The 22,140-nt window shown below is 50.1% G+C and carries 18 protein-coding genes and 6 tRNA genes; 21 read left to right on the top strand and 3 right to left on the bottom strand.

Annotation, left to right across the window (positions count from 1 at the left end; genetic code table 11):
• Positions 1-12 precede the first annotated feature (12 nt).
• From nagB to GBAG_RS05345, 11 genes are all read left to right on the top strand, one after another.
• The gene (nagB, locus tag GBAG_RS05395; protein ID WP_034494036.1) at positions 13-813 is read left to right on the top strand and encodes a glucosamine-6-phosphate deaminase; all 801 of its coding nucleotides are present in this window, start codon (positions 13-15) and stop codon (positions 811-813) included.
• Between the two features lie 25 nt (positions 814-838).
• Positions 839-1,987 carry an N-acetylglucosamine-6-phosphate deacetylase gene (gene nagA / locus GBAG_RS05390; RefSeq protein ID WP_034494035.1) on the top strand — a complete coding sequence of 383 codons (1,149 nt, stop codon included), beginning with the start codon at positions 839-841 and terminating at the stop codon, positions 1,985-1,987.
• 7 nt (positions 1,988-1,994) lie between these two features.
• Positions 1,995-3,215 carry a DNA-binding transcriptional regulator NagC gene (gene nagC, locus GBAG_RS05385; protein ID WP_034494034.1) on the top strand — a complete coding sequence of 407 codons (1,221 nt, stop codon included), beginning with the start codon at positions 1,995-1,997 and terminating at the stop codon, positions 3,213-3,215.
• A 75-nt stretch (positions 3,216-3,290) separates the two neighbouring features.
• The gene (locus GBAG_RS05380) at positions 3,291-4,043 is read left to right on the top strand and encodes an HAD-IIA family hydrolase (RefSeq protein WP_034494033.1); all 753 of its coding nucleotides are present in this window, start codon (positions 3,291-3,293) and stop codon (positions 4,041-4,043) included.
• A 403-nt stretch (positions 4,044-4,446) separates the two neighbouring features.
• Positions 4,447-6,111, top strand: coding sequence for an asparagine synthase B (gene asnB, locus GBAG_RS05375; RefSeq protein WP_034494031.1), 1,665 nt, complete (start codon positions 4,447-4,449; stop codon positions 6,109-6,111).
• 250 nt (positions 6,112-6,361) lie between these two features.
• Positions 6,362-6,438: transfer RNA gene (locus GBAG_RS05370), tRNA-Met, on the top strand.
• A 16-nt stretch (positions 6,439-6,454) separates the two neighbouring features.
• A tRNA-Leu gene (locus GBAG_RS05365) sits at positions 6,455-6,539 on the top strand.
• 19 nt (positions 6,540-6,558) lie between these two features.
• A tRNA-Gln gene (locus GBAG_RS05360) sits at positions 6,559-6,633 on the top strand.
• A gap of 54 nt (positions 6,634-6,687) precedes the next feature.
• Positions 6,688-6,762: transfer RNA gene (locus tag GBAG_RS05355), tRNA-Gln, on the top strand.
• 40 nt (positions 6,763-6,802) lie between these two features.
• Positions 6,803-6,879 (top strand) — tRNA-Met (locus GBAG_RS05350).
• Positions 6,880-6,885: 6 nt separating this feature from the next.
• Positions 6,886-6,960 (top strand) — tRNA-Gln (locus GBAG_RS05345).
• A gap of 112 nt (positions 6,961-7,072) precedes the next feature.
• On the opposite strand, the gene ubiF is transcribed toward GBAG_RS05345, so the two are convergent.
• Positions 7,073-8,248: a 3-demethoxyubiquinol 3-hydroxylase gene (gene ubiF / locus GBAG_RS05340; protein ID WP_034494029.1), complete on the bottom strand. Its 1,176-nt coding sequence runs from the start codon at positions 8,246-8,248 to the stop codon at positions 7,073-7,075.
• A 135-nt stretch (positions 8,249-8,383) separates the two neighbouring features.
• Here ubiF and miaB point away from each other — a divergent pair, with 135 nt between their 5' ends.
• The 9 genes from miaB to GBAG_RS05295 all read left to right on the top strand — a co-directional run bounded on the left by miaB (position 8,384) and on the right by GBAG_RS05295 (position 17,688).
• On the top strand, positions 8,384-9,811 hold the full coding sequence (gene miaB / locus GBAG_RS05335; RefSeq protein WP_034494027.1) for a tRNA (N6-isopentenyl adenosine(37)-C2)-methylthiotransferase MiaB: 1,428 nt from the start codon (positions 8,384-8,386) through the stop codon (positions 9,809-9,811).
• 208 nt (positions 9,812-10,019) lie between these two features.
• Positions 10,020-11,081, top strand: coding sequence for a PhoH family protein (locus GBAG_RS05330; RefSeq protein WP_034494025.1), 1,062 nt, complete (start codon positions 10,020-10,022; stop codon positions 11,079-11,081).
• Positions 11,078-11,545, top strand: a complete 468-nt coding sequence (ybeY, locus tag GBAG_RS05325; protein WP_034494024.1) for an rRNA maturation RNase YbeY — start codon at positions 11,078-11,080, stop codon at positions 11,543-11,545. Before GBAG_RS05330 ends, ybeY begins: the two co-directional genes overlap by 4 nt.
• 100 nt (positions 11,546-11,645) lie before the next feature.
• Positions 11,646-12,524, top strand: a complete 879-nt coding sequence (corC, locus tag GBAG_RS05320) for a CNNM family magnesium/cobalt transport protein CorC (RefSeq protein WP_034494022.1) — start codon at positions 11,646-11,648, stop codon at positions 12,522-12,524.
• Between the two features lie 7 nt (positions 12,525-12,531).
• Complete coding sequence (gene lnt, locus GBAG_RS05315; RefSeq protein WP_034494020.1) at positions 12,532-14,073, top strand: apolipoprotein N-acyltransferase; 1,542 nt, start codon at positions 12,532-12,534, stop codon at positions 14,071-14,073.
• A gap of 358 nt (positions 14,074-14,431) precedes the next feature.
• Positions 14,432-15,343, top strand: coding sequence for an amino acid ABC transporter substrate-binding protein (locus tag GBAG_RS05310; RefSeq protein ID WP_034494018.1), 912 nt, complete (start codon positions 14,432-14,434; stop codon positions 15,341-15,343).
• A gap of 202 nt (positions 15,344-15,545) precedes the next feature.
• Positions 15,546-16,286 (top strand): amino acid ABC transporter permease, encoded by a 741-nt coding sequence (locus GBAG_RS05305; RefSeq protein ID WP_034494016.1) that lies wholly within the window; start codon positions 15,546-15,548, stop codon positions 16,284-16,286.
• A 2-nt stretch (positions 16,287-16,288) separates the two neighbouring features.
• The gene (gene gltK, locus GBAG_RS05300) at positions 16,289-16,963 is read left to right on the top strand and encodes a glutamate/aspartate ABC transporter permease GltK (protein ID WP_034494015.1); all 675 of its coding nucleotides are present in this window, start codon (positions 16,289-16,291) and stop codon (positions 16,961-16,963) included.
• Complete coding sequence (locus GBAG_RS05295) at positions 16,963-17,688, top strand: amino acid ABC transporter ATP-binding protein (RefSeq protein WP_034494013.1); 726 nt, start codon at positions 16,963-16,965, stop codon at positions 17,686-17,688. The genes gltK and GBAG_RS05295 overlap by 1 nt, the downstream gene beginning before the upstream one ends.
• 56 nt (positions 17,689-17,744) lie before the next feature.
• On the opposite strand, the gene dctP is transcribed toward GBAG_RS05295, so the two are convergent.
• Together dctP and GBAG_RS05285 are read right to left on the bottom strand one after the other, a co-directional pair.
• Entirely contained in the window at positions 17,745-18,791 is a 1,047-nt protein-coding gene (dctP, locus tag GBAG_RS05290; RefSeq protein ID WP_034494011.1) for a TRAP transporter substrate-binding protein DctP, read from the bottom strand.
• A 27-nt stretch (positions 18,792-18,818) separates the two neighbouring features.
• Positions 18,819-19,301, bottom strand: coding sequence for a zinc ribbon-containing protein (locus GBAG_RS05285; RefSeq protein ID WP_034494009.1), 483 nt, complete (start codon positions 19,299-19,301; stop codon positions 18,819-18,821).
• A gap of 250 nt (positions 19,302-19,551) precedes the next feature.
• Here GBAG_RS05285 and leuS point away from each other — a divergent pair, with 250 nt between their 5' ends.
• On the top strand, positions 19,552-22,134 hold the full coding sequence (leuS, locus tag GBAG_RS05280) for a leucine--tRNA ligase (RefSeq protein ID WP_034494007.1): 2,583 nt from the start codon (positions 19,552-19,554) through the stop codon (positions 22,132-22,134).
• Positions 22,135-22,140 lie beyond the last annotated feature (6 nt).

The raw sequence follows: 22,140 nt of genomic DNA, 5'->3' as shown, positions 1-22,140 counted from the left end.
ATGAGGTGAATGATGAGACTGATTCCCCTGGCTACCCCAGCTCAAGTTGGCAAATGGGCAGCGCGCCATATCGTTAAACGTATCAATGCGTTTAACCCAACCGCAGATCGTCCTTTCCTGCTGGGCCTGCCAACTGGCGGTACGCCTCTTGAAGCGTATAAAGCGCTGGTAGAGATGCACAAAGCGGGCCAGGTTAGCTTTAAAAACGTCGTCACCTTTAACATGGATGAATACGTTGGCTTGCCAAAAGAGCATCCAGAAAGCTATCACACCTTTATGCACCGCAACTTCTTTGACCACGTTGATATCCCAGCAGAAAACATCAATCTGCTGAATGGCAACGCCGAAGATGTTGACGCAGAATGCCGTCGTTATGAAGAGAAAATTCGTTCATACGGCAAAATTCACCTGTTCATGGGTGGTGTGGGCAACGACGGTCATATCGCATTCAACGAACCTGCTTCTTCTCTGGCATCTCGTACCCGTATCAAAACCCTGACTCATGACACTCGTGTAGCAAACTCCCGTTTCTTTGATGGTGATGTTTCTCAAGTTCCAAAATACGCACTGACCGTTGGCGTGGGTACTCTGCTCGACGCCGAAGAAGTGATGATTTTGGTTCTGGGCCATTTGAAAGCGCAAGCGCTGCAAGCGGCTGTGGAAGGTAACGTGAATCACATGTGGACCATTAGCTGTCTGCAACTGCACCCTAAAGCAGTGGTTGTTTGTGATGAGCCATCCACGATGGAACTCAAAGTGAAAACGCTGAAGTACTTCAATGAACTTGAAGCAGAAAATATCAAAGATCTTTAAGTAATAGTCATAACCGGGGGTAACTATGTTTGCATTAACTCACGGTCGGATTCATACCGGCCATGAAATTCTTGATGATCACGCGATTGTTATCGCGAACGGCCTGATTGAACGCGTTTGCCCGCGCTCAGATCTCCCAGCGGGTATAGAGACTCGTGATGTGGGTGGTGCAATCATCGCCCCCGGTTTTATTGATGTGCAATTGAATGGCTGCGGTGGTGTGCAGTTCAACGATTCCGCTGATGCGGTGACGGTTGAAACGCTGGAAATCATGCAGAAAGCCAACGAGCGTTCTGGCTGCACCAGCTACCTGCCAACACTTATCACCGCCAGCGATGACCTGATGAAGCAAGGCGTGAAAGTCATGCGCGAATACCTGGCGAAGTATCAGAACCAGGCGCTCGGTCTGCATCTTGAAGGCCCATGGCTGAACATGGTGAAAAAAGGCACGCACAACCCAAGTTTCGTGCGTAAACCAGATGCAGAACTGCTCGATTTCCTCTGCGAGAATGCAGACGTCATCACCAAAGTGACTCTGGCACCCGAAATGGTTGCGCCAGAAGTCATCAGTAAACTGGTTGCATCCGGCATTATCGTTTCCGCCGGGCACTCCAATGCGACGGTTAAAGAAGCCAAAGTCGGTTTCCGTGCAGGTATCACCTTCGCAACCCACCTTTTCAATGCCATGCCGTACATTACTGGCCGCGAACCCGGGCTTGCAGGTGCAATTTTTGATGAGCCAGATGTTTACTGCGGTATCATTGCCGATGGTTTACATGTGGATTATGCGAACATTCGTACTGCGAAAAAGGTCAAAGGCGACAAGCTGTGCCTGGTGACTGATGCCACCGCTCCGGCGGGTGCAAATATAGATGAGTTCATTTTCGCAGGAAAAACAATATACTACCGTGATGGTTTATGTGTAGATGAGAACGGTACGCTGAGCGGTTCTGCCCTGACGATGATTGAAGGGGTACGTAACCTGGTCGAGCATGCCGGTATCGCCTTAGACGAAGTCTTGCGGATGGCGACGCTCTACCCTGCCCGTGCGATGGGTGTAGACCAGCAATTAGGGACTATCGAAGCTGGGAAAGTCGCCAACCTGACGACATTTACCCGCGATTTTAAAATCACCAAGACCTTTGTTAATGGTAACGAGGTCGTAACTGAGTAATTAAGGCATGACGACTGGCGGACAGGCTCAAATTGGTAATGTCGATCTGGTAAAACAGCTGAATAGCGCGGCGGTATATCGCCTGATTGACCAACATGGGCCAATCTCTCGTATTCAGATTGCCGAGCAGAGCCAGCTTGCACCGGCCAGCGTCACAAAAATTACTCGCCAGTTAATTGAGCGCGGACTGATCAAAGAAGTGGATCAACAGGCTTCCACCGGGGGCCGCCGCGCTATCTCCATTATCACCGAAACCCGCAATTTCAATGCGATTGGCGTGCGCCTTGGCCGCCATGATGCCACCATCACCCTGTTCGATCTCAGCGCAAAACCGTTGGCCGAAGAGCATTACGCTCTGCCAGAACGCACCCAGGAAACGCTCGAGCACGCGCTACTGAACGCCATTTCTCAGTTTATCGAAATATATCAGCGCAAAATGCGTGAACTGATTGCTATCTCCGTGATTCTGCCGGGCCTGGTGGATCCTGATAGCGGCGTGATTCGCTATATGCCGCATATCGAGGTCAACAACTGGTCGCTGGTCGATAGCCTTGAGAAACAGTTCAAAGTCACCTGTTACGTCGGCCACGATATCCGCAGCCTGGCGCTTGCAGAGCACTACTTTGGTGCAACTCACGACTGCGATGACTCCATTTTGGTGCGTGTTCACCGTGGTACGGGAGCCGGTATTCTTTCAAACGGTCGCATTTTTATTGGTCGTAACGGTAACGTCGGCGAAATTGGTCACATCCAGGTCGATCCTTTAGGTGAACGTTGCCATTGCGGGAACTTTGGCTGCCTGGAAACCATTGCCGCCAATGCTGCGATTGAACATCGTGTGCGCCATTTGCTTGAACAAGGCTATAACAGCCGCCTGACGCTTGAAGAGTGTGACATTAAGGCGATTTGCAAAGCCGCTAATAAAGGCGATGCGCTGGCCTGTGAAGTCATTGAACATGTTGGACGTCACCTGGGTAAAGCCATTTCAATTGCGATTAACCTGTTCAACCCGCAGAAAGTCGTAATTGCCGGGGAAATCATAGAAGCCGAAAAAGTGCTTCTCCCGGCTATTGAAGGCTGCATTAATACGCAGGTGTTGAAAGCCTTCCGCAAAAACCTGCCTGTCGTGTGCTCAAAATTGGATGACCGTTCAGCGATTGGCGCCTTTGCGCTAGTAAAACGCTCAATGCTCAATGGCGTATTGCTTCAGCGGTTGCTGGAGAGTTAATCCAGTCGCTGTGCTTTTTGCGCTATAGTTACGCCTTCCTGAAATGTGAGCCAGAAATTTGAGCCAGAGTAATCAATGACCATTCAGAATGTAATTTGTGATATTGACGGCGTGCTGATGCACGACAACGTTGCCGTACCCGGTGCGAATGAATTCCTGGGCCGCATCATGGAAAAGGGTATGCCGCTCGTCCTGCTGACGAATTACCCGTCGCAAACAGGGCAGGATCTGGCAAACCGTTTTGCTTCTGCCGGTATTGATGTCCCGGATAGCGTTTTTTATACCTCAGCAATGGCAACTGCCGATTTCTTGCGTCGCCAGGAAGGGAAAAAAGCCTACGTGGTAGGTGAAGGTGCATTGATTCATGAGCTGTATAAAGCAGGCTTCACTATCACTGACATCAACCCAGACTTTGTTATTGTTGGCGAGACACGTTCCTATAATTGGGAAATGATGCACAAAGCCGCTTATTTTGTGGCGAATGGCGCACGCTTTATTGCGACTAACCCCGACACCCATGGCCGTGGTTATTATCCGGCTTGTGGTGCGCTCTGCGCCGGTATAGAGAAAATTTCGGGCCGCAAACCGTTCTGCGTGGGCAAGCCAAGCCCATGGATCATTCGCGCTGCCCTCAATAAAATGCAGGCGCATTCGGAACATACCGTGATTGTTGGCGATAATCTGCGTACCGATATTCTTGCTGGCTTCCAGGCTGGCCTGGAAACCATTTTGGTGCTTTCGGGTGTTTCGACGCTCAACGACATTGATGCTATGCCGTTCCGCCCTTCCTGGATTTACCCGTCGGTTGCAGAAGTCGATATCATCTAATTAATGATTCGCCCGGTTTTCGCCGGGCGTTTTGCCGATTCAACACTCTTTTCTCTTCTCTCTGAATGCCTGCCTGGCGATTTCATCAAAAATTGTCGATCCACTAATAATTTCGCTTATTTCATCATCATTTTTCAGTAATCAACAATCGCCATTGAACTATTTATCCCATAAAGACTAAAGGGCTTGCATTCCCGTCAATGATTGCGCATTTTCATATTCATGCAACGCAGCTATTACCCAAAATAATTCGAGTTACAGGAAGGCGGCAAGTGAAGGAATCCCGATGAGCTTACTGGAGTAAGTGATTCGGGTGACTGAATGCAGACAACGCATCTGCAACTTGAAGTATGAAGGGTAAAAACAATTTAATGGCTCAAAGAAGCATTACGGAGAGAGTTCTATGTGTTCAATTTTTGGTGTTCTGGATATCAAGACCGATGCGGTCGAATTGCGTAAGAAAGCGCTCGAGTTATCACGCCTGATGCGCCACCGTGGGCCAGACTGGTCCGGTGTTTATGCACATGAAAAAGCCATCCTTTCTCACGAACGTCTCTCTATTGTTGATGTAAACGCAGGCGCTCAGCCGCTTTACAACAAAGCAAAAACTCACGCATTAGCGGTTAACGGCGAAATCTACAACCATCAGGCCCTGCGCGCGGAATACAGCGACCGTTACGAATTCCAGACCGGTTCTGACTGCGAAGTTATCCTGGCGCTTTATCAGGAGAAAGGCCCAGAGTTTCTGGATGACCTGCAAGGTATGTTTGCTTTCGTTCTGTATGACGAAGTGCAGGACGCTTATCTGATTGGCCGCGACCATATCGGCATCATCCCGTTGTATATGGGCCATGACGAACACGGCAACATGTATGTGGCTTCTGAAATGAAAGCGCTGGTGCCGGTTTGTCGTACCATCAAAGAATTCCCTGCAGGTAGTTACCTGTGGAGCAAAGACGGTGAAATCCGCAGTTATTATCAGCGTGACTGGTTTGAATATGATGCGGTCAAAGACAACGTTACTGACAAAAACGAATTGCGTCAGGCGCTGGAAGATTCCGTAAAAAGCCATCTGATGTCTGACGTACCGTACGGCGTTTTGCTTTCTGGTGGTCTGGATTCATCTGTTATCTCCGCTATCACCAAGAAATTTGCCGCCCGCCGTGTAGAAGATGAAGAACGCTCTGAAGCCTGGTGGCCGCAGCTGCACTCCTTTGCGGTCGGTCTGGTCGGTTCGCCTGATCTGATAGCTGCGCAAGAGGTGGCAAACCATCTGGGTACCGTTCACCACGAAATCCATTTCACAGTGCAAGAAGGTCTGGATGCAATTCGTGACGTTATCTATCACATCGAAACTTACGATGTGACCACTATTCGTGCCTCGACTCCAATGTATTTGATGTCCCGTAAAATTAAAGCAATGGGCATTAAAATGGTGCTGTCTGGTGAAGGTTCTGACGAAGTGTTTGGCGGCTACCTGTACTTCCATAAAGCGCCAAACGATAAAGAGCTGCACGAAGAAACCGTACGTAAGCTGCAATCTCTGCATATGTTTGACTGCGCTCGTGCCAACAAAGCGATGTCAGCCTGGGGCGTGGAAGCTCGCGTACCGTTCCTGGATAAGAAATTCCTCGATGTTGCAATGCGCATCAACCCGAAAGACAAAATGTGCGGCAACGGCAAAATGGAAAAACATATCCTGCGTGAATGTTTTGAATCTTATCTGCCAGCAAGCGTTGCATGGCGTCAGAAAGAGCAATTCTCTGATGGTGTAGGTTACAGCTGGATTGACACGTTAAAAGAAGTGGCTGCGGCTCAGGTCACCGATCAACAACTGGAAACCGCAAGCTACCGTTTCCCGTACAACACGCCAGGTTCTAAAGAAGCGTATTTGTATCGTGAAATCTTTGAAGAGTTATTCCCACTGCCAAGTGCTGCCCATTGCGTTCCTGGTGGCCCATCTGTTGCCTGTTCTTCTGCTAAGGCCATTGAATGGGATGAAGCCTTCAAAACAATGAATGATCCATCAGGCCGTGCGGTGGGTGTTCACCAGTCAGCTTACAAATAAGCGAACAAAATTAACGACACGGGCCTGCGGGCCCGTTTTTGTTTCTGCAAGATTCCTCACCGCTTATCCGGGCTTTTCCCTCAGATAAAACCACGAAATAACCGATAATTGACGAATATTGCACCAAGCTGTTCGTAAGCTAATCAAACAGACAATTTACACCAATTTTCGGGAAAAAATTGTTGACGCTAGAAGGCCAACTACGCATAATGCGCCCCGCAACGCCGATAAGGTTACGCAGAAAAAAGAAGGCTACTTAGCTCAGCTGGTTAGAGCACATCACTCATAATGATGGGGTCACAGGTTCGATTCCCGTAGTAGCCACCATTATTCTTTTTTTAGCGCGGGAGTGGCGAAATTGGTAGACGCACCAGATTTAGGTTCTGGCGCCGCAAGGTGTGCGAGTTCAAGTCTCGCCTCCCGCACCATTTTAACGCGTTGCACGGATGGGGTATCGCCAAGCGGTAAGGCACCGGTTTTTGATACCGGCATTCCCTGGTTCGAATCCAGGTACCCCAGCCAATTTTTTGATATAGCAGTTTTCGACATAGCACGTTAGTTTTGTGCGCCCTAAGTTGGGGTATCGCCAAGCGGTAAGGCACCGGTTTTTGATACCGGCATTCCCTGGTTCGAATCCAGGTACCCCAGCCAGTCGAAAAAGCATTCAGTCGAAGAAATAGTTTTAAAATTAGGCTACTTAGCTCAGCTGGTTAGAGCACATCACTCATAATGATGGGGTCACAGGTTCGATTCCCGTAGTAGCCACCATATTTTTGGGGTATCGCCAAGCGGTAAGGCTCTGGTTTCTGATACCAGCATTCCGAGGTTCGAATCCTCGTACCCCAGCCAAAAATGAAAAGCTCGCTTCGGCGAGCTTTTTGCTTTTCTGCGTTTGGTAAATATAGATAAGTCGGATGTCGCTGCGCTAATCCGACCTGGGTAAAACTATACAGCCGCTAACTCATAACCCTAACGCATACTTCAACGCCTGACGTTTAAGAACACCACCGCGCTCGGCGGCCATAAGTCCCAGATTACGAATCACTCGCAGCGGCCCTAAACTGTTGCTGAATCCCGCATAGAAAAGATCCATGCCGCTTTGCATCAGGAAATTATCTGCCTGCCTACGTGTCTGGTAGCGTTTTAATACACGTGCTTGCGCCCAGTTTTCGCCATAACTACGCGCATCAATCATCACATCAAGCAATGCTTCCACATCACGATAACCGAGATTAACGCCCTGACCGGCTAACGGGTGAATGGTATGAGCGGCATCACCAATCAACGCCAGACCTTGCTGCGTATACTGCAATGCATGGCGGCGCGTCAGCGGGAATGCGCCGCAGGCAACCGGAGTGACTTTTCCTAAACGTTGAGGGAAGCTCGTTTCAATCGCTTTTTGCAATTGCGGCATCGTCATATTCTGCAACTGGCGAATTCGGGCCGGCGAGTCATACCACACCAGCGAAGCCCAATGATCAAATAACGGTAAAAACGCATGCGGCCCGCTCGGCGTAAAATGCTGCCAGGTACTGTCGCCTGGAGATTGCTCGCATTTCACGGTAATCAACATGCAAGACTGCCGATATTCCCAGGCATGAATACCGATTCCCGCCCAGCGACGAACCTGCGAGTTCGCGCCATCTGCGCCAATCACCAACGGCACCGTCAAAGTCTGTTCATCAGCGAACTGTAGCGTCCACTGCCCCGCCTCGCCGTGCATACCGGCCAGTTGCGCCGGACAGAGTAATGTGACGTTAGAATGTGCCTCCAGCGCCTGCCACAGCGCGAGTTGCAGCACCGAGTTCTCCACCATATAGCCAAGTTCCGGCAACCCAAGCTCCTGCGCCTTAAAACTCACATGAGCGCTTTCCCATTCCCAGGTTTCGAGCTGGCGATAAGCATGGCTGCGCATTGAGCGAATCACATCCCAAACGCCAAGTGATTTCAACAACCCGACCGAGGCACTACTGATAGCCGAAATACGCACATCGGGTTGGCTTGTTGCGTCAAAGGCTGCCGGAGCCTGATGCTCAATCACCGCGACCCGGAAACCATTTTGCGCGAGACCAAGAGCTGCGGCCGCACCGACCATGCCTCCGCCGACTATCGCGACGTCAATTGACTGGTTCAACATGATGATTTAGTCCTTAAATTGTCTATGCTGATTCTACCGGATTTTTACGCAAGTTTCGTAGGCTGGTCACATCAAGGCCAAAGCATTACAATACGCCGCCTGAATTCCTGGCTTTAACTGAGCAATGGCAAGTCGATGACAAAAAAACTCCATATCAAAACCTGGGGCTGTCAGATGAACGAATACGATTCATCGAAGATGGCCGATCTGCTGAATAGCACGCATGGCTATACGCTTACGGATAACCCAAAAGAAGCAGATGTATTGCTGCTCAATACCTGCTCTATCCGTGAAAAAGCCCAGGAAAAAGTGTTCCATCTGCTTGGCCGTTGGAAACTCTTAAAGCGCAAAAATCCCAATATCATTATTGGCGTTGGCGGCTGCGTTGCTTCCCAGGAAGGCAAGCTGATTCGTAGCCGTGCGCACTATGTTGATATCGTTTTCGGGCCGCAGACACTGCACCGTCTGCCGGAAATGATCAATAAAGTGAGCGGCAACCGCAGCCCAATTGTTGATGTTAGCTTTCCGGAAATCGAGAAGTTTGACCGCCTGCCAGAACCCAAAGCTGACGGCCCGACAGCATTCGTTTCTATTATGGAAGGCTGTAACAAGTATTGTACTTACTGCGTGGTGCCTTATACGCGCGGTGAGGAAGTGAACCGCCCATGTGATGATGTGTTGTTTGAAATCGCACAGCTCGCCGCACAAGGTGTACGTGAAGTTAACTTACTCGGCCAGAATGTGAATGCTTATCGTGGCCCATCTTTTGATGGCGGCATCTGTTCCTTCGCTGAATTGTTGCGCCTGGTTGCTGCGATTGACGGTATTGACCGCATTCGTTTCACCACCAGCCATCCAATTGAATTTACTGACGATATCATCGAAGTTTATCGTGATACGCCTGAGCTGGTGAGCTTCCTGCACCTGCCTATTCAATGCGGCTCCGATCGCGTATTAAATCTGATGGGGCGTACCCATACAGCACTGGAATACAAATCGATTATCCGCAAGCTGCGGGCGGTTCGTCCTGACATCCAGATTAGCTCTGACTTTATCGTCGGCTTCCCTGGCGAAACCCAGCAGGACTTCGAGCAAACTATGAAGGTTATTGGCGATGTGAATTTTGACGTGAGCTACAGCTTCGTCTTTTCTTCTCGCCCGGGCACACCAGCCGCCGATATGGTGGATGACGTGCCAGAAAAAGAGAAATTGCAGCGCCTCTATATTCTGCAAGAGCGTATCAACCAACAGGCCATGGAATATAGCCGTAAGATGGTTGGCACTATCCAGCGTGTCCTTGTCGAAGGTACCTCACGCAGAAACATTATGGAGCTGACCGGACGTTCCGAACACAACCGTGGCGTGAACTTTGAAGGATCCCCGGATATGATCGGTAAATTTGTTGATGTGGAAATCACTGAAGTTGCGACGAATAACTCCCTACGCGGAAAAGTCGTACGCACCGAAGATGAGATGGGGCTGCGTATTGCGCAATCTCCAGAGTCAGTGATTGCCCGCACACGTAAAGAGAACGAAATCGGCGTCGGGATTTATCAGCCATAATTCCACTCAATGCCCGAGGGTTCGCTAACGCCGTGAACCCGTGGGCATTTTCATTTTTTGCACTTGTGTTGCACTTGCATTCGGAAGCATCCACCCAAATATCGAAAAGCAGGCTTGCGCCATCTGCCCTCGCCGTAAATAATCTTTTTATGGTCTGCACTCTTGCAGCGACACCTTCAACTGGCCCTTTGCGACCCCGAGGATAAGTTTGAATATCGAAACACGTGAAATTACGCTAGAACCCGCAGACAATGCGCGTCTGCTAAGCCTGTGTGGCCCATTTGATGACAACATCAAGCAGCTTGAACGTCGGCTGGGGATCGAGATCAACCGTCGTGACTATCAATTCAAGCTCACGGGTCGCCCGATTCTGGTCAATGCAGCCGCAGATATTCTGCGCAATCTGTATGTTGATACCGCGCCAATGCGTGGCGAAATTCTGGACATCACGCCTGAGCAAATTCACCTCGCCATAAAAGAAATACGCGTTCTTGAACAGTCTGCTGAAAGTGTTCCTGACTACGGCAAAGCGGTAAATATCAAAACCAAACGTGGTGTTATCAAGCCGCGTACGCCGAACCAGGCGCAATACATCGCGAACATTCTGGACCACGACATTACTTTCGGCGTTGGTCCTGCGGGCACGGGTAAAACTTACCTCGCGGTTGCAGCCGCTGTGGATGCGCTGGAGCGTCAGGATATTCGCCGTATTTTGCTAACTCGTCCAGCGGTTGAAGCCGGTGAAAAACTTGGTTTCCTACCGGGTGATTTAAGCCAGAAAGTTGACCCTTATTTGCGCCCGTTATATGACGCTTTGTTTGAAATGCTCGGCTTTGAGCGCGTTGAGAAGCTCATAGAACGTAACGTGATTGAAGTCGCCCCGCTGGCTTATATGCGTGGCCGTACGCTCAACGACGCGTTCATCATTTTGGATGAAAGCCAGAACACCACCATCGAACAGATGAAGATGTTCCTGACGCGTATTGGTTTTAACTCCAAAGCGGTAATTACCGGCGACGTAACCCAAATCGACTTGCCAAAAAATCTTAAATCAGGCCTGCGCCACGCCATTGAAGTGCTGGCTGAAGTCGATGAAATCAGCTTTAACTTCCTTAATAGTGAAGACGTTGTGCGCCACCCGGTTGTGGCACGTATTGTTAATGCCTATGAAGCGTGGGAAAACGCTGAACAGGTGCGTAAAGATGAACTCGCTGCAGTTCGCAAGCGAGAAGCGATGGCGATAAACGCCGCCGCCCAGGAGAGTAAATGAGTCAGGTAATACTGGATTTACAGGTCGCATGTGAAGAAGCAAGCGGCTTGCCAACGGAAGTGCAATTTCAGACATGGCTTGATGCGGTCATTCCGCAATTCCAGGAAGAATCAGAAGTCACGATTCGCCTGGTTGACGACGCTGAAAGCCACGATTTGAACCTCACTTACCGTGGGAAAGATAAATCCACAAATGTGCTTTCGTTCCCGTTTGAAGCCCCTCCAGGTATTGAACTTCCGTTACTGGGCGATCTGATTATTTGTCGTCAAGTCGTGGAACAAGAAGCGAAAGAACAACAAAAACCGTTGGATGCGCATTGGGCGCATATGGTTATCCACGGCAGTCTGCATCTGCTTGGCTACGATCACATTGAAGATGAAGAAGCCGAAGAGATGGAATCCCTGGAAACAGAGATAATGCTTGCTCTTGGGTATGCTGATCCGTACATTGCCGAGAAAGAATAGTCGCTACGGTAAATGATTACCGTAACGCATCAAGTGCAGGCAGCGAGCCATTAACTGCCTGCTATCTATTAATTAACCGAGGGGCCACAAACCTAACGCCATGAGCGACGACAATTCCCAAAACAGTGACACACCTGCCAGTAAGAAGGGATTCTTTTCCCTGATTCTCAACCAGCTATTCCACGGTGAACCTAAAAACCGTGACGATCTGCTGACACTCATCCGTGATTCTGAGCAAAACGATCTTATCGATCAAGATACCCGCGACATGCTCGAAGGCGTCATGGATATCGCCGACCAACGCGTCCGCGACATCATGATCCCTCGCTCTCAAATGGTAACGCTCAAACACAACCAGACGCTGGACGAATGCCTCGATGTGATCATCGAATCCGCACACTCCCGCTTCCCGGTGATCAGTGAAGACAAAGATCATATCGAAGGGATTCTGATGGCTAAAGATCTGCTGCCGTTTATGCGCAGCGATACTGAGCCATTTAGCATGGAAAAAGTGTTACGACAGGCAGTTGTTGTGCCGGAAAGTAAGCGTGTTGACCGGATGCTCAAAGAGTTTCGTCAGCAGCGCTACCATATGGCGATAGTGATTGATGAGTTTGGCGGCGTCTCCGGGCTTGTCACCATCGAAGATATTCTCGAACTGATTGTCGGGGAAATCGAAGATGAGTACGACGACGAAGAAGACGGCGATTTCCGCCAGCTAAGCCGCCATACCTGGACGGTTCGCGCCCTGGCCTCAATCGAAGATTTCAACGACACCTTTGCTACCCATTTCAATGATGACGAAGTGGACACCATTGGTGGACTCGTTATGCAGGCCTTTGGCCACCTACCTGCTCGTGGCGAAACCATTGAAATAGATGGTTATCAGTTCAAAGTCGCGATGGCAGATAGCCGCCGCGTGATTCAGGTTCATGTCAGAATTCCGGACGACTCGCCACAACCGAAACTGGAAGATTAATTCAAAGATGGCTATAGCCCTACTCCTTCAACGCCAGCGCGTGCGTCTGCTGCTGGCGCTGCTTTTTGGTGCCTGCGGAACGCTGGCTTTCTCCCCTTACGATTTTTGGCCTGCTGCGATAGTTTCTTTAGCAGGGCTTCAGGGGCTGACTCTTAATCGTCGTGCGATTCAAAGTGCGTGGATTGGTTTCTTCTGGGGACTGGGGCTATTTGGCTCAGGCATTAACTGGGTATACGTCAGTATCGCGCAGTTTGGCGGTATGCCAGGCCCGATTAACGTCTTTTTAGTCGTCCTGCTTGCCGCTTATCTCTCGTTATATACCGGTTTGTTTGGCGGATTCCTCAGTAAACTTTGCCCAAAAACAACGTGGTGGCGTGTTGCAATAGCCGCTCCGATGTTATGGCAACTCACCGAGTTCCTGCGCGGTTGGGTGTTGACTGGCTTCCCGTGGCTACAGTTTGGTTATAGCCAGATTGATGGCCCGCTAAAAGGCATCGCGCCGATTCTGGGCGTCGAAAGTGTCACCTTCCTGCTGATGATTATTAGCGGTCTGCTGGTGTTTGCGCTGCACGAACGTAACTGGCGCCCGGCGGTGATTGCCGCGGCCCTGCTGCTCCTGCCATGGCCGTTGCGCTCAATTCAGTGGTATCAGCCGCAAACTGAGCGCACCGTAGACGTGGCGATGGTTCAGGGCGATATTCCGCAATCTCTGAAATGGGATGAGAACCAGCTGCTGAATACGCTGAAAATTTATCTCGATAAAACTCAGCCGCAGATGGGTAAATCCCAGCTGATTATCTGGCCTGAATCCGCCATTCCGGATCTCGAGATAAACCAGCAGCAATTCCTGACGATGATGGACGACCTGCTGCGCTCTAAGCACAGCTCATTGATCACCGGTATTGTTGATGCACGTTTGAATAAGCAGAACCGTTACGATACTTACAACACCATTATCACACTCGGCGAAGGGAATCAGTACAGCTACAACAGCGCCGACCGTTACAACAAGAATCACCTTGTGCCGTTTGGCGAGTTTGTTCCGCTGGAATCTATCCTGCGCCCACTGGCTCCATTCTTTGATTTGCCGATGTCGTCATTCAGCCGTGGACCGTATTTACAGCCGCAGCTTTCTTCCAACGGTATCAAGCTCACGCCAGCAATTTGTTATGAAATTATTCTTGGCGAACAGGTGCGCGATAATTTCCGCCCGGACACCGATTTCCTGCTGACCATTTCAAACGATGCATGGTTTGGTAAGTCTATTGGCCCGTGGCAGCATTTCCAGATGGCGCGTATGCGTTCGCTGGAATTGGGTCGTCCACTGTTGCGTAGCACAAATAATGGTATTACTGCGGTCATTAACGCTAATGGCGACATTGATGCGATGATCCCGCAGTTTACTCGTCAGGTTCTGGAAGCGAAGGTCACGCCAACTCGTGGTATTACGCCATATGCACGCTTTGGCGACTGGCCGCTGTGGGGGTTGACGTTAATATTTGGCTTTGCCTCTGTTTTACTGGCACTTCGTACCCGTCGTAAATCCTGATTCTGCATCACCTAAAAAGGCCAGCCATTGCTGGCCTTTTTCATTTCTGGCACAACCTTTGCAAATAATTATCCCTCAGAAGCCTACAAAATGCTGAGCCTGCGCCCTATGGACAGCACGAAGCATTGAGCTGCACCAAACAATGACATTACGAGCACCAAAGTAGTGCAACGGAACATTTTTGCCTTTAAACGGTGCGGCACGCTTCGCAAAAACAAACATCTGGATAGCAAAATCTTTACATTCAGCTAGGTTAAATGTTAACAAAAGAACAAGTTTCACCCTGTTTTAGTAACACACAACAACAAACAACACACATCAGGTATCAATGCCCTGTGGCATAAAAAAGGAGTTGGTAATGCAATTACGTAAACTAACCTCAGCGTTGCTGGTATTAGGTTTAGGTGCAGGTATCGCACATGCCGAAGATGCTAAACCGGCGGCTCAACAAGGTACGCTTGAGAAAATCGCTGCTAACGGCGTTATTGTGGTCGGCCACCGTGAGTCTTCCGTTCCTTTCTCCTACTACGATAACCAACAGAAAGTGGTCGGCTATTCTCAGGATTACTCCAACGCTATCGTTGAAGCCGTAAAGAAAAAGCTCAACAAGCCTGACCTGCACGTTAAGTTGATCCCGATTACTTCTCAGAACCGTATTCCATTGCTGCAAAACGGCACCTTTGATTTTGAGTGTGGTTCCACCACTAACAACCTCGAGCGCCAGAAACAAGCCTCATTCTCTGACACTATCTTCGTCGTCGGTACGCGTTTGCTGGTTAAGAAAGGCGGCCCGATCAAAGATTTCGCTGACCTGAAAGGTAAAGCGGTCGTTGTGACTTCCGGTACCACTTCTGAAGTTCTGCTCAACAAGCTGAACGAAGAGAAGAAAATGGACATGCGCATTATCAGCGCCAAAGACCACGGTGACTCGTTCCGTACTCTGGAAAGCGGTCGCGCCGTTGCCTTTATGATGGACGATGCTCTGCTGGCGGGTGAACGTGCTAAAGCGAAGAAACAGGATAACTGGGAAATTCTAGGCACTCCGCAATCCCGCGAAGCATACGGCTGTATGCTGCGTAAAGACGACGCAGAGTTTAAGAAGTTGATGGATGACACCATCGCTCAGGCACAGACTTCTGGTGAAGCGGCGAAATGGTTTGATAAGTGGTTTATGAATCCAATTCCACCGAAAAACATCAACATGAACTTTGCACTTTCTGACGACATGAAAGCTCTGTTCAAAGCACCAAACGATAAAGCACTAAACTAACTAGAATCAGGGGCCGGGATGACCCAGCCCTCCCGATTGACGAACTGAAGCTCGGACAGACTATGCGTCGGATGGCCGTTCCCCATCCGGCGTGAAAGTACCCAAAAATTTCAGGCAACGACCTGAAATACGGGTACAAGCTTCTCATCAATCTTCGAGGGTAGCGTAACTCGCTACCCTCAATTTTTTCTCGGAGTACGTTATGTCTATAGACTGGAACTGGGGAATATTTTTACAGCCCGCCCCGTTCGGCAATACCACCTATTTGGGCTGGATCTGGAATGGTTTCCAGGTCACCGTCGCCCTGTCCATCTGCGCATGGATCATCGCTTTCCTCGTCGGATCATTATTCGGCATCTTGCGTACTGTCCCGAATAAATGGTTGTCGGGGATTGGCACGCTGTATGTTGAACTCTTCCGTAACGTACCGCTTATCGTGCAGTTCTTTACCTGGTACTTAGTGGTGCCTGAGTTACTGCCCGAAAATCTCGGCATGTGGTTTAAGTCTGAACTCGACCCGAATGTCCAATTCTTCTTGTCGTCGATGATTTGCCTTGGCTTGTTTACCGCCGCTCGTGTTTGCGAACAGGTTCGCGCCGCGATTCAATCGCTGCCACGCGGGCAGAAAAATGCCGCACTGGCGATGGGCCTCACGCTGCCGCAAGCCTATCGTTATGTTCTGTTGCCGAATGCCTACCGCGTGATTGTGCCGCCAATGACGTCTGAAATGATGAACCTGGTGAAAAACTCGGCCATCGCGTCAACCATTGGCCTGGTCGACATGGCCGCTCAGGCGGGTAAATTGCTGGATTATTCCGCGCACGCCTATGAGTCCTTTACTGCCATCACGCTGGCGTATGTGCTGATTAATGCCGTGATTATGTTGGTGATGTATGTGGTTGAACGCAAAGTTCGCCTGCCTGGCAATATGGGAGGCAAATAATAATGTACGATTTTGACTGGACGTCCATTCTTCCCGCCATGCCTTACCTGATGCAGGGGCTGATCATCACCCTGAAGATCACGGTGACGGCGGTTATCTTCGGTATTGTGTGGGGAACGCTGCTCGCGGTGATGCGCCTATCGCCAATTAAGCCCGTCGCCTGGTTTGCAAGTGCGTACGTCAACGTTTTCCGTTCTATTCCGCTCGTCATGGTTCTGCTGTGGTTCTACCTGGTGGTGCCTGGATTCTTGCAGAAAGTATTGGGGCTTTCACCTCAAACCGACATTCGCTTAATTTCCGCGATGGTGGCGTTTTCTATGTTTGAAGCCGCTTACTATTCAGAGATTATCCGCGCGGGTATTCAGAGCGTTTCGCGTGGGCAGTCCAACGCCGCGCTGGCTTTGGGGATGACGCACTGGCAGTCAATGAAATTGATCATCCTGCCGCAAGCGTTCCGCGCCATGGTGCCGTTGCTGTTAACTCAAGGCATCGTACTGTTCCAGGATACGTCGCTGGTTTATGTGTTGAGCCTGGCTGATTTCTTCCGTACCGCATCGACGATTGGCGAGCGCGACGGGACCCAAGTTGAAATGATCTTGTTCGCCGGTGCCGTATATTTCGCAATCAGTTTGAGCGCTTCGCTTTTGGTCAGCTATTTGAAGAAAAGGACAGTGTAATGATCTCCCTGAAAAATGTTTCTAAATGGTATGGCCACTTTCAGGTGCTAACCGACTGCTCAACCGAAGTGAAAAAAGGCGAAGTCGTAGTGGTTTGCGGACCGTCTGGCTCGGGTAAATCAACGCTGATTAAAACTGTGAATGGGCTGGAGCCTGTGCAGAAAGGCGAAATTGTGGTGAACGGCACCCAGGTGAATAATAAGAAAACCAATCTGGCTGAGTTACGCTCGCACGTCGGTATGGTGTTCCAACACTTTGAGCTGTTCCCACATTTGTCGATTATTGAAAACCTGACGTTAGCGCAGGTGAAAGTGCTGAAACGCAACAAAGATGAATCACGTAAAAAAGGTCTGAAACTGCTGGAGCGTGTTGGGCTGACGGCTCATGCCGATAAGTTCCCGGCACAGCTGTCCGGCGGCCAGCAGCAGCGTGTCGCCATTGCGCGTGCGTTGTGTATGGACCCAGTAGCGATGTTGTTTGATGAACCCACCTCGGCACTTGACCCTGAGATGATCAACGAAGTGTTGGACGTGATGGTTGAGCTGGCGCACGAAGGGATGACCATGATGGTAGTAACGCACGAGATGGGCTTTGCCCGTAAAGTGGCGAACCGCGTGATCTTTATGGATGAAGGGAAAATCGTCGAAGACTCGAATAAAGAGGATTTCTTCAATAATCCGCAGTCCGAACGTGCGAAAGACTTCCTGGCTAAAATCCTGCATTAATCATTGAGATGCCTGCACAACCCTTGGTGATTGTGCAGGCATTGCGTAAAACACTTTTATTTCATCGATTCTTTCAGTAGCGCAGTGACTTTATCCATCGTCCGACCAGCCTCTTTCACGCCCTTGCTCTCTTGTTCTTTAACCCACTTTTCCTGCACTTGCTGGTATTGGGTTGCACTCTCCCAATGAGCGACTTCAGTTGAACTCAGTTGACGGATTTTCACGCCATTGTGAGCAAGTTCATCCACCATACTGTCGAAACTGCTGTCCATTACCGAGCCCAGGGTTTGATAAGCTTTGGACGCTGCTCGCTGAATCGCTTGTTTATCCTCGTCGGCAAGCTTGTTCCACGTATCTTTATTCATCACCAGCAGATAAACGTGCCCAAGCCACAGATCTTTAGAAATCAAAACATTTGGAGCCGTTTTATGGACGTTGAGTTCATATCCACTGTCTACGTTGACCATTAGCCCATCCAGGCTCCCCGCTTTAAGCGCATCATAAATCCCCTCACCCCACGGCATAGAAACGGGAATTGCACCGCTATTTTTCAGGAAGTCCTGATGCCAGAAACTGGCTGAACGCCACTTTTGACCGGTAATATCGTCGAGTTTATTCAGCGGTTTAGTGCTAAAGAATGCGACGGGATAGCCGGTTGCCAAAAAGAGATTAACCACATTTTGCCGGGCAACTTCCGCCTGAAAGGCAGGAATGGTGGCATAAGCCTTGCGGAAAAATTCAACCTGACGAGCGCCCGTTGGCCCAACGGGGAAACTTTTGAATATCTGCTGCAAGGGGAATTCTTTCGGCGTGTATTCAGGCACCACGATTGCCATATCAGCAACCGTCCCTTCTTTTACAACGCCCAGAGCATCATAACTACGAGCCAGTTCACTGTTCCAGTGAGCGTCAACTTTCAGGCGGCCCTGCGATTCCTTCTCAATTTCGGCAAAGAACACATCTTTAATGAAGCTGGTGCGCATTCCGCCCAGCGGTTCGTGATCGGAGTATTTGAGGATTTGAACTGCTGATACCGTCGTTGGCATCAGCAGCGTGGTGAGGAAAAGGGCCAGTATTTTTCTGGCCAGAAACGGACGTTGCATTGCGGTTCCTTCGCTGGTTCGTGAGAATTAAGGCTCGAATGGCCGACGGCTGAACTGGTTATGCCCGCATTTCGGGCAAACGGGCAAAACATCGGGAGTATAAATCGCCAGATGGAAATGGCAGTTTTCGCAGACCAGGTTCCCCAATCCCACCACTTCACCGCTGTGATAAACACCGTGATGATTCAGATCCTGAAAAACCTCACGCCACTCAAGCTGCGTTTTGTCGGTGATATCCGCCAGTTCCTGCCACAGACTTTCTTTAATGACGCGCATAAAAACGCTGTCGGTAAATTCACCCTGGCTTTCATTGTAACTACGAGCAAATTCTTCTAAATCACGGCGTACTGCGCGCGTTACTTCATCAACTTCGGTACGGGTCAACTCCCCGGTTTCGTTCATGCGTTTACGCGCGCTGGCGACCAGTTCGTCAATATCGCGCTCTCCATTACGTAACCGTTCGGTGAGTGAGGCCACCAGTTCACGGTAAAATTGAGCAACCTTGTTCATCGTCTGCCTGCCTCCTTGAAGAGATTCCTGCGTTCAGTGTCGTGTAACCTACTCTAATAGTAGACCTTAATCGGCTTACACTTTGTTAGTTTGCCCACAAGCAAGGTAAATAACTGCAAATGAGAAATGCCCACACAGGCTGTCGAAAGGCTGTTTTGCCGCTGTCTTATCGGCTATGCTATGCCGATCTGAAATTAATAGTTAAAGCTACAACCTGTAGCTGTCTTTCATCACAGGACCACTGGCTGCCATGCAAGAGCAATATCGCCCGGAAGAGATAGAATCCAACGTACAGCTTCACTGGCAAGAGAAGCGTACTTTTGAAGTAACCGAAGACGAAGGCAAAGAGAAGTATTACTGCCTCTCGATGCTCCCCTATCCTTCTGGTCGACTACACATGGGCCACGTTCGTAACTACACCATCGGTGACGTTATCGCGCGTTATCAGCGCATGCTGGGCAAAAACGTTCTGCAGCCAATCGGCTGGGATGCGTTCGGTCTGCCCGCTGAAGGGGCGGCGGTAAAAAATAACACCGCACCTGCGCCGTGGACTTACGACAACATCAATTATATGAAGAACCAGCTCAAAACGCTGGGCTTTGGCTATGACTGGAGCCGCGAGCTGGCGACCTGTACCCCGGAATATTACCGTTGGGAACAGCAATTCTTCACTCAGCTTTACAACAAAGGCCTGGTTTACAAAAAAACCTCCGCGGTTAACTGGTGCCCGAACGACCAGACTGTTCTGGCAAACGAACAGGTTATCGACGGTTGCTGCTGGCGTTGTGACTCCAAAGTTGAGCGCAAAGAAATCCCACAGTGGTTTATCAAAATCACTGCCTACGCAGACGAACTGTTAAACGATCTGGATACACTTGACCATTGGCCTGATCAGGTCAAAACCATGCAACGTAACTGGATTGGCCGTTCTGAAGGCGTTGAAATTACTTTCGACGTTGAAAACAGTGCTGAAAAACTGACTGTTTACACCACGCGCCCGGACACCTTCATGGGTGTGACTTACCTGGCTGTGGCTGCGGGTCATCCCATCGCGCAACAAGCGGCGTTGAACAACCCTGAACTGGCTGAATTCGTTGATGAATGCCGTAACACCAAGGTTGCCGAAGCTGAAATGGCAACCATGGAGAAGAAAGGCGTGGCGACTGGCGTTAACGCTATTCACCCATTGACTGGCGAAGCTGTTCCAGTTTGGGTCGCTAACTTCGTCTTGATGGAATACGGCACAGGCGCGGTAATGGCAGTTCCAGGCCACGACCAGCGCGACTGGGAATTTGCAACCAAATACGGGCTGCAAATCAAACCGGTTATTCTGAATGCTGACGGCAGCGAGCCGGACCTGACCGCTGCTGCAATGACCGAAAAAGGCGTGCTGTTCAACTCTGGCGAGTTTGACGGTCTGGACTTCCAGAACGGTTTTAACGCAATTGCCGATAAACTGGCAGCTAAAGGTGTGGGTGAGCGTAAAGTTAACTATCGTCTGCGCGACTGGGGTGTTTCCCGTCAGCGTTACTGGGGCGCACCAATTCCAATGGTGACTCTGGAAGACGGCACCGTAATGCCAACGCCTGCAGATCAACTGCCGGTTATCCTGCCTGAAGATGTTGTGATGGACGGCATCACCAGCCCAATTAAAGCGGATCCTGAGTGGGCTAAAACCACCGTTGATGGCAAACCTGCGCTGCGTGAAACCGATACCTTCGATACCTTTATGGAATCTTCCTGGTACTACGCGCGTTATACCTGCCCGCAGTACGACAAAGGCATGCTGGACTCGAAAGCGGCTAACTACTGGCTGCCAGTTGATATTTACATTGGTGGCATCGAACACGCCATCATGCACCTGCTCTACTTCCGCTTCTTCCACAAACTGATGCGAGATGCGGGCATGGTGACGTCTAACGAGCCTGCCAAACAGCTGCTGTGTCAGGGTATGGTACTGGCTGACGCCTTCTATTACACCGGTGTTAACGGTGAGCGGAACTGGGTTTCCCCGGTTGATGCGATTGTAGAGCGTGATGAGAAAGGCCGTATTATCAAAGCCTCTGACGCGCAGGGCAATGAACTGGTCTATGCTGGCATGAGCAAAATGTCGAAGTCGAAAAACAACGGCATCGACCCGCAGGTCATGGTTGAACGTTACGGCGCCGATACTGTTCGCTTGTTCATGATGTTTGCATCACCTGCTGATATGACTCTGGAATGGCAAGAATCCGGCGTTGAAGGGGCAAACCGCTTCCTGAAACGTGTCTGGAGACTGGCATATGAACACACTAGCCGTGGTGCTTCTCCAACGCTTGACGTTGCAGCACTGAGCGAAGATCAAAAAGCATTGCGCCGCGATGTTCACAAAACTATCGCAAAAGTGACTGATGATATCGGTCGTCGTCAGACCTTTAACACCGCTATCGCTGCCATCATGGAATTGATGAACAAACTGGCGAAAGCACCGCAGGATGGCGATCAGGATCGTGCATTGCTGAACGAAGCTCTGTTAGCGGTCGTTCGCATGCTTTATCCGTTCACCCCGCACGTTTGCTTCGATATGTGGCAATCTCTGGGTGGTGAAGGCGATATCGACAATGCACCGTGGCCGCAGGCTGATGAATCAGCAATGGTTGAAGACTCACTGCTGGTTGTGGTGCAAGTGAATGGTAAAGTTCGCGGCAAAATCACTGTTCCAGCAGATGCTACGCAGGAACAAGTGCAGGAGCGCGCAGGTCAGGAACATCTGGTTGCGAAATATCTTGAGGGTGTGACCGTACGTAAAGTGATTTACGTTCCGGGCAAACTGCTCAATCTGGTTGTGGGCTAAGCGCAG

It is taken from the genome of Buttiauxella agrestis ATCC 33320 (assembly GCF_000735355.1).
Lineage (GTDB): Bacteria > Pseudomonadota > Gammaproteobacteria > Enterobacterales > Enterobacteriaceae > Buttiauxella > Buttiauxella agrestis.
Note: the sequence above shows the minus strand (reverse complement) of the source record. Positions and strands in the feature narration are given on the sequence as shown.

Excerpts from the sequence above, each read along its gene's own strand:
- nagB (WP_034494036.1), top strand. The coding sequence starts at position 13 with ATGAGACTGATTCCCCTGGCTACCCCAGCTCAAGTTGGCAAATGGGCA.
- nagA (WP_034494035.1), top strand. The coding sequence starts at position 839 with ATGTTTGCATTAACTCACGGTCGGATTCATACCGGCCATGAAATTCTT.
- nagC (WP_034494034.1), top strand. The coding sequence starts at position 1,995 with ATGACGACTGGCGGACAGGCTCAAATTGGTAATGTCGATCTGGTAAAA.
- GBAG_RS05380 (WP_034494033.1), top strand. The coding sequence starts at position 3,291 with ATGACCATTCAGAATGTAATTTGTGATATTGACGGCGTGCTGATGCAC.
- asnB (WP_034494031.1), top strand. The coding sequence starts at position 4,447 with ATGTGTTCAATTTTTGGTGTTCTGGATATCAAGACCGATGCGGTCGAA.
- ubiF (WP_034494029.1), bottom strand. The coding sequence starts at position 8,248 with ATGTTGAACCAGTCAATTGACGTCGCGATAGTCGGCGGAGGCATGGTC.
- miaB (WP_034494027.1), top strand. The coding sequence starts at position 8,384 with ATGACAAAAAAACTCCATATCAAAACCTGGGGCTGTCAGATGAACGAA.
- ybeY (WP_034494024.1), top strand. The coding sequence starts at position 11,078 with ATGAGTCAGGTAATACTGGATTTACAGGTCGCATGTGAAGAAGCAAGC.
- corC (WP_034494022.1), top strand. The coding sequence starts at position 11,646 with ATGAGCGACGACAATTCCCAAAACAGTGACACACCTGCCAGTAAGAAG.
- lnt (WP_034494020.1), top strand. The coding sequence starts at position 12,532 with ATGGCTATAGCCCTACTCCTTCAACGCCAGCGCGTGCGTCTGCTGCTG.
- GBAG_RS05310 (WP_034494018.1), top strand. The coding sequence starts at position 14,432 with ATGCAATTACGTAAACTAACCTCAGCGTTGCTGGTATTAGGTTTAGGT.
- GBAG_RS05305 (WP_034494016.1), top strand. The coding sequence starts at position 15,546 with ATGTCTATAGACTGGAACTGGGGAATATTTTTACAGCCCGCCCCGTTC.
- gltK (WP_034494015.1), top strand. The coding sequence starts at position 16,289 with ATGTACGATTTTGACTGGACGTCCATTCTTCCCGCCATGCCTTACCTG.
- GBAG_RS05295 (WP_034494013.1), top strand. The coding sequence starts at position 16,963 with ATGATCTCCCTGAAAAATGTTTCTAAATGGTATGGCCACTTTCAGGTG.
- dctP (WP_034494011.1), bottom strand. The coding sequence starts at position 18,791 with ATGCAACGTCCGTTTCTGGCCAGAAAAATACTGGCCCTTTTCCTCACC.
- GBAG_RS05285 (WP_034494009.1), bottom strand. The coding sequence starts at position 19,301 with ATGAACAAGGTTGCTCAATTTTACCGTGAACTGGTGGCCTCACTCACC.
- leuS (WP_034494007.1), top strand. The coding sequence starts at position 19,552 with ATGCAAGAGCAATATCGCCCGGAAGAGATAGAATCCAACGTACAGCTT.